The sequence below is a fragment of the Dermacoccus abyssi genome (genome assembly GCF_003515945.1).
GTDB lineage: Bacteria > Actinomycetota > Actinomycetes > Actinomycetales > Dermatophilaceae > Dermacoccus > Dermacoccus abyssi.
In genome coordinates this window covers 1-4,788 of record NZ_QWLM01000034.1, presented here as the reverse complement: position 1 = coordinate 4,788, position 4,788 = coordinate 1, and the positions used below count along the sequence as shown (strand labels likewise).

At 68.4% G+C, this 4,788-nt stretch carries 5 protein-coding genes; 2 read left to right on the top strand and 3 right to left on the bottom strand.

Going from position 1 to position 4,788, the window contains the following annotated elements:
* Positions 1-280 precede the first annotated feature (280 nt).
* Positions 281-943, top strand: a complete 663-nt coding sequence (locus tag D1832_RS14885) for a LysE family translocator (protein ID WP_118915159.1) — start codon at positions 281-283, stop codon at positions 941-943.
* A 13-nt stretch (positions 944-956) separates the two neighbouring features.
* Here D1832_RS14885 and D1832_RS14880 read toward each other — a convergent pair whose 3' ends face one another.
* The 3 genes from D1832_RS14880 to D1832_RS14870 form a co-directional block, all read right to left on the bottom strand.
* The gene (locus tag D1832_RS14880; protein WP_118915157.1) at positions 957-1,445 is read right to left on the bottom strand and encodes a GNAT family N-acetyltransferase; all 489 of its coding nucleotides are present in this window, start codon (positions 1,443-1,445) and stop codon (positions 957-959) included.
* A gap of 22 nt (positions 1,446-1,467) precedes the next feature.
* A complete protein-coding gene (locus tag D1832_RS14875) occupies positions 1,468-1,869 on the bottom strand; it encodes a P-loop NTPase family protein (protein ID WP_118915155.1) in 402 nt (133 codons plus the stop codon).
* A 234-nt stretch (positions 1,870-2,103) separates the two neighbouring features.
* Positions 2,104-3,558, bottom strand: coding sequence for an MFS transporter (locus tag D1832_RS14870; RefSeq protein ID WP_118915154.1), 1,455 nt, complete (start codon positions 3,556-3,558; stop codon positions 2,104-2,106).
* Positions 3,559-3,619: 61 nt separating this feature from the next.
* Here D1832_RS14870 and D1832_RS14865 point away from each other — a divergent pair, with 61 nt between their 5' ends.
* Positions 3,620-4,603: a helix-turn-helix transcriptional regulator gene (locus D1832_RS14865; RefSeq protein WP_118915152.1), complete on the top strand. Its 984-nt coding sequence runs from the start codon at positions 3,620-3,622 to the stop codon at positions 4,601-4,603.
* Positions 4,604-4,788: the final 185 nt, after the last annotated feature.

Here is a 4,788-nt window from a genome sequence, read left to right as displayed (position 1 = left end):
CCGGCTGGGGCGATTGACGCCGATCGAGTTCGAAACCATCATGACCACAGCAGTCGAGTTGGCTGCCTAACCCCTGTCACCTGATCGTGCAGCAGTCCCAGCGGCCCACCAACCAACCTGAGGTATCACGGATTTGCGCGGATCTACCGCTAAGCCAGGAGTGGGTGTGGCGCAAACGAACGGTTTCGTGGAGCGTGGGAACCAGCGCCCCTGCCCTAGGGAGAAGACGCAGTAGCGTGAGGGCGGCGCCACGAGGGCGTCGCCGGCGAAGAGGATGCTCGTGGTCGACCTGTCCGTACTACCGGGCTTCCTCGGTGTCATTCTGGTGTTCCTCATCCCACCCGGCCCAGACATGGCGTACATGCTCGCGGTCGGACTCGAGGGAGGGCGGAGAGCCGCGCTCAAAGCGATCCTTGGCATCGCTACCGGAATGAGCGTCTACGCCGCCGCAGTCGTTGTTGGCCTGGGTGAGGTCGCCAGAAGTCACCCTGATTTGCTGGCCGGCTTGAAGCTGCTTGGGGCTGCCTATCTGCTCTGGCTGTCGGTGACTACCGTGCGCCATGCTCGCGAGGTGACCGCGATCGGCGACGTCGCCGCCGGGCGGTGGTACCTGCGGGGTCTGTCGGTCAGCCTGACGAACCCCAAGATCATCCTGTTCTTCCTCGCCGTCCTCCCGCGTTTCGCCGGCCACGCCACCAACACGACAGCGCAGATGGCCCTGCTCGGCACAGTCAACGTGTGCACCGAGTTCGTGCTCTACGGCACCATCGGTGCTCTCGCGGGCACTTTTCATGAGCGATTCACTAGCAGTCCGCGAGCTAGCGCCGCGTTGAACTACCTTGCGGCCACGGTCTACGCCGTTCTTGCCTGCGTCATCATCATCGAAGCGTCCGACAGGCGTAGCTCAAACGAAAGGCTCTGCACCATCGCAGCGATCCGGTAGCTCAACCCGCCGTTCATGCGCCCGCGAGAGGCAGCTGCGCCGACAGTCGCAAATCATCCACCCCCGGGCGATCTTCAAATGCGTCGGCGAACCGAGCCACCTCGGCGAACCCGAGCGCCGAATAGAGCGCAACAGCTCCCACGTTGGATGAGAGCACCCTGAGCCATACGCTGTCACCACCCCGGGCCTCAACTGCTGTCAGTGCAGCGTGTATAAGCTTCCGCGCTAGGCCTTGACGGCGGGCGACAGGTGCCACACCGAGCCCACCCACGTACCACTGGCCGAACTCACTAGGTTCTCGTCGAATCTTGATGAACCCCAGTATTTCATCACCTTCAGCAGCGACCAGAACTTCGTCGACGAGCGTTCCTGTCGGCACTCCGAAGAAGGGGCGACCCGGGCTCCAGTGACTCCCCGGATCGGTCATCGGCGACCAGCAAGCGTGGTCGATCTCGGCCAGACGCGGCCCGTCATCCACGCGAGCAGGGCGAACGTTTGCCATGACTCGACGTTACGCCCATCAGCTAGGCCAGGGTGTATGACTGCACAGGCTGGTCGTTGTCGAAGGCCCCGCTGCGGGCGTACACCTTCCAGAACAGGGAGCCGACGGCGAAGTTGGGGAAGGTGATCGCGCCGTCGTTCAACGACAGGGATCGGTCCAGCACGAGATCGACGTCGAGGGTGGCGGTGCGTCCGCTGCCTTCGCAGGCCGGGCAAATCCCGGTGGGAGCGTTGAAGGAAAGCGCGTGGGGGCCGGGTGCGGGTGGGGTGCCGTGTCCGGCGTAGAGCTGGCGCAGCAGGGACCAGGCGTCGGTCGCGGTCCCGACGGTGGAGCGGGGGTTGGCGCCCAGGGGCGCCTGGTCGACGACGATCGAGGCGCTCAGTCCTTCGAGGGTGTCGACGTCGGGGCGTGGCAGGTGGGGCATGAGATTTTGGACGAAGGCCGGGTAGATCGCGGCGAGCAGTCGTTGTGACTCGGCTGCGATGGTGTCGAAGGCCAGGGAGGGCTTGCCCGATCCCGAGACCCGGTCACCACGGTGAGCTGCTTCTTCGCGATGTTGACGTCGACATTGCGCAGGTTGTTCGTGCGGGCGCCGCGCACCCTGATGACGCCGCTGTCCGACATGGGCTGCTCCTGATGGGTCTTGGGGGTCATCGGTTCAGTCCTGGTGGGTCGCTGCGGTCTTGGGCAGTGCGAGCATCGCGACGGCCGCAAGCAGGTAGGTGGCGACCTGCCAGGGCATCGCCTGGGCCAGTGCGTGAGCGAACAGCTCGGCCGGTGGGGTCGCTGTGCCGGCGCTCGAGGTGGCGTTGAAGAAGACGGTGGCGAGGACGGCGACGCCGACCGCTCCGCCGATCTGGTTGACGGTGGACAGCACCCCGCCGGCGGCGCCAGCGCGGCGGCCGGGAACGCCGGCCAGGACGACGTTGACCAGGATCGGCGCGGCCAGTCCCAGGCCGAGACCGCCGAGGAACATGGCGGCGGCGAGGGGCCAGTAGCCGGGGGTGGCGCCGTCGCGGACGAGCCACCACAGCAGCGCCTGAGACGCGGCCAGAGTCAGCGACCCGGTGACGAGCAGGGCTCGCCCGGCCCTCGCGGCGAGGGCGACACCCGCACCGGAGGTGAGCATCGAGCCTAGGGCGTAGGGCAGGATCACCAGGCCCGTGTCCCAGGCCGAGCGGCCGGTCCCGGCCTGCAGGTAGATCGACAGGACGAGGAAGAACGAGGCAAGGCCACCGAAGAACAGCACCGACGCGCCCAGGCCGGCGACGAAGGGTCGGACCTTCAGCAGGTCGGGGGCGAGCACAGGTTCGCCGCCGCGGCGTGCGAGGGCGCTCTCGAAGCGCAGGAACCCGGCCAGGACGAGCACGCCGACGCCGAGCAGAGCCCAGCCCCAGGTGGGCCAGCCCCAGTCGCGACCCTGGACGAGGGGCAGCAGCACCAGCAGCACCCCGACGGAAGCGAGCAGGGCCCCAGCGACGTCCAGGCGAGAGTGGGCCGCAGCGCGGGACTCGGGCAGGACCCGCCAACCCAGCACGAGAGCGACAACGGCGACGGGGATGTTGATCCAGAAGATCGTGCGCCAGCCCAGGCCCCACAGGTCGGCATCGACCAGTGCTCCGCCGATCAGGGGTCCGGCGACCGAGGCCAGGCCCTGGACGGCGCCGTAGGCGCCGAAGGCCTTGGCCATCGCCGCCGGCTCGAAGGAGGAGCGGATGATCCCGAAGACCTGCGGGACCATGAACCCGCCCGCGAGTCCCTGCAGTGCCCGAACGGCGATGAGCGCACCTGCGGTCGGGGCGAGGGCGCATGCGGCCGACGCGACGGCGAAGGCGGTCAGGGCGGCCAGGAACACTCGGCGTCGTCCGTAGTCATCACCGAGACGCCCACCGGTGATCAGGCCGGAGCCCAGCGCCAGCGTGTACGCGGCGAGCATCCACTGCAGTTGCGACGGCGACGCGTGCAGATCCGCTGCGATGTGCGGGGCCGCGACCGTGACGATGGTGACGTCGAGCAGGTCCATGAACGAGGCGAACAGCACGACCAGCAGCGCGAGCGAGGCCGCCCGGCCGCCGACCCGAGCATCCGCTGCGGTGTCTTGAGGAGAAGTCATGGCCTCACCGTGCCGTCGGTTCAGGACACCGAATGTCCGCAACTCGCGCCATGCTGAGGGCATGGCCGATACCTCCGCCCGCATCTTGCGGCTGCTGTCACTGCTCGAGGCGCGCGTCGAGTGGCCTGGTGGCGACCTCGCCGAACGGCTCGGGGTGTCGGCGCGGACCGTGCGCCGCGATATCGACACGCTGCGCGAGCTCGGCTACCCCGTCGAGGCCGTCCCCGGTCCCGGCGGTGGCTACCGGCTCGGCGCCGCCGGCAAGCTCCCGCCCCTGGTGCTGGACGACGATCAGGCCATCGCCATCGCCATCGCGCTGGCCCTGCAGACCGCACCGGCGACCGTGACCGGCATCGACGACGCCGTCGCCAGGGCGCTGACGACCCTGCGGCAGGTCATGCCCGCACGCATGCGTGCCGCCAGCGAAGCTTTCGAGGTCACCGCATTGCGCAACTACTGGGAGTTCTCGGCGCCACCCATAGACGTCGCCACGCTGCAGGCAGTCGGGTCCACGATTCGCACGAGCTCCTGCCTGCGGTTCGACTACGCCGACCCCGACGGGCGGGTCCCCGCGCCGGGCGACGCTGACTTCCGACCGCCCCACGACGTCGAGCCTCACCACCTCGTCGTGTGGGCCGGCCGCTGGTACCTCGTCGCCCGCGACCGCAACCACGCCACCTGGGGCACCTACCGGGTCGACCGTATCCGCCCCAAGACCCCCGCCGGCCGCCCCTTCACCCGCGCCCTCCTCGACCCCGACGACCTGAACCGGCTCGTCGTGCAGAACCCCGACCGAGGTGACACCCCCGGCCAGTGGCAGTGCGTCGGCACCGCAACGCTCGCGCTGCCCTCGAACGTCGTCGCCCGCTGGGCCCCCGGCGGGTCCGTCGTCACTCCCATCGACCGGCATTCCTGCCGCCTGACGATCGGGGGGTGGTCCTGGGCCGGAGTCGCCGGCCTCTTCATCACCTTCGACACAGACCTCACGAATGTCGAGCCGTCCCAATTATGCGACGCCTTCGCGACCATCCGACGACGCCTGTAAAACGCCCCGCCGACGGGTCTACGCCAACAATGACCAACACACACCCAGCCCGAAGGGCCAGGGTTGTCCGTAACCTCTCGCACGAGGAGTTGAGTCCCCGATAGTGGTGTAGCGCGGTAGCCGAGATCGTCACCGGCGTGTACGGCAGACGAAGCAGCGGCCACCGCGTGATCCTTCGAGTCAAC

Bases quoted from the DNA above. Each gene is read 5' to 3' on its own strand.
- D1832_RS14880 (WP_118915157.1), bottom strand. From the start codon at position 1,445: ATGGCAAACGTTCGCCCTGCTCGCGTGGATGACGGGCCGCGTCTGGCC.
- D1832_RS14875 (WP_118915155.1), bottom strand. From the start codon at position 1,869: ATGCCCCACCTGCCACGCCCCGACGTCGACACCCTCGAAGGACTGAGC.
- D1832_RS14870 (WP_118915154.1), bottom strand. From the start codon at position 3,558: ATGACTTCTCCTCAAGACACCGCAGCGGATGCTCGGGTCGGCGGCCGG.
- D1832_RS14865 (WP_118915152.1), top strand. From the start codon at position 3,620: ATGGCCGATACCTCCGCCCGCATCTTGCGGCTGCTGTCACTGCTCGAG.